Annotated in this window: 2 protein-coding genes; one reads left to right on the forward strand and one right to left on the reverse strand. The window is 72.9% G+C overall.

Annotated features, from left to right (window positions below; all coding sequences use genetic code 11):
- Positions 1–169: 169 nt before the first annotated feature.
- Positions 170–1,138: an SDR family NAD(P)-dependent oxidoreductase gene (locus RM572_RS28485; protein WP_311676262.1), complete on the forward strand. Its 969-nt coding sequence runs from the start codon at positions 170–172 to the stop codon at positions 1,136–1,138.
- Between the two features lie 8 nt (positions 1,139–1,146).
- Here RM572_RS28485 and RM572_RS28490 read toward each other — a convergent pair.
- The coding region (locus tag RM572_RS28490) for a Dps family protein (protein WP_311676263.1) at positions 1,147–1,695 on the reverse strand (549 nt) is incomplete at its 5' end.

Genomic DNA, 1,695 nt, shown 5'->3' on the forward strand with positions numbered 1-1,695 from the left:
CTGAGCCTATTGAACGGGGACCGGCACCGTGGCGGCACCACGGGCCGCGGCACGCAGATCGGCCGCAACGTACTGCCGCCGCCCGCAGACCCCGGCCGTGAGGACCCTGAGCGCAGCGTGAAGCCGTGCCGGGCGGATTGGGCGCCCGGCACGGGGGAACCCCGCGCTCATGGACATCTCCTCCCTGGTGGACACGGTGCTCGACCGGTCCGTGGTCCTCGGCTACGGAAAGCCCGGCCTGTACCTGAGGCGGCGACTGCCGGGCTGGCCGGCGGACGACGGCCGGATGGACGGAAAGGTCGTCCTGGTGACGGGGGCCGGCTCCGGTATCGGGCTGGCAGCCGCCGCGGGCTTCGCCCGGCGCGGCGCCTCCGTGCGCGTCCTGGGCCGCAGTCCGGAGCGTGCCGAACAGGCGGCACGGCTGACTCGGGAACGCTCGGGTGGCGACGCGGCCGGCGAGGTCCGGCCGGTTGCCTGCGACCTCAGCAGCCTCGCCGAACTGCGTGACTTCACCGAGCGCTTCCGGCGCCAGGAGGACCGGCTCGACGTCCTGGTGAACAACGCCGGCGTGATGCCGGACGAGCGGCAGCACAGCCCGGACGGCGTCGAACTCACCTTCGCCACACACGTGCTCGCAGCCTGGGCGCTCACCGACGCGCTCACACCGCTCCTGGAACGCGCCGCCCCCTCCCGCGTGATCAACGTGACCTCCGGGGGCCAGTACGGGCAGTCCCTGCCGGTGGGAGACCCCCAGTCGGAGCACTCCTCCTACAACCCCAAGGCCATCTACGCCCGCACCAAACGCGCCCAGATCGTCCTCACCGAGCAGTGGGCCGAGCGGCTCCGGGACAGCGGCGTCCACGTCCACGCCATGCACCCCGGCTGGGCCGACACCAAGGGCGTGCGTACGTGGCTGCCCGTCTTCCGCGCGCTGACCCGGCCCATCGTCCGCACGCCGGAGCAGGGCGCCGACACGGTGGTCTGGATGGGCCACACCCCCGAAACCGCGCGCACCACCGGCCTGTTCTGGCACGACCGGCGCCCCCGCCCCACCACCTACCGGCTCGGAGCGAAACCGGACGACGACCGCACCCGGCGGGAGCTGTGGGACCACGTGGCGGCGCTCGCCACCCGCTGATTCCCAGGTCAGGGCTGGCGCTTGGCCTGCCGTGCGGCGCGTGCCGCAGCGTCCTCCTCGGTGCCGGCGCCCGCCGTGCTCAGGGTGCCGCCCGCGCTTTCCAGGTGGGCCCGGACGAACCACTGGAACAGCTCCAGCTCCCGCAGCTGCTCGATGAGCAGATCCTGGGTGACCAGGTCCGGCTCGTCCGTCTCCCGCACGGCCCGCCGGTGGTCCTCGATGACACCCGTGTAGACGAGGTCCAGGGCGCCGAGGTGCTCGATGGCCTGGGCACGGCCCACCGAGTAGTCCTCCCAGCCCCGCTCGGCCACCAGGACGCCCGGAGTGCCCGGGGGAGAGCCCCCGAGGGTGGAGATGCGTTCCGCGGTCTTGTCGATCATCTCGCGGACGGCGTCGACCTGCGGGTCGAGCATCTCGTGCACGGCGATGAAGTGCGGGCCCACGACGTTCCAGTGGATGTGCTTCAGCGTGAGCGCCAGGTCGTTGAGGGCGTGCAGCCGTCCCCGGAGCAGGCCGATGACCTGTCCGCCCTGCGCCCCGGTCATCCCGGGGACGGT

It is taken from the genome of Streptomyces hazeniae (assembly GCF_031845485.1).
GTDB classification, from domain to species: domain Bacteria; phylum Actinomycetota; class Actinomycetes; order Streptomycetales; family Streptomycetaceae; genus Streptomyces; species Streptomyces hazeniae.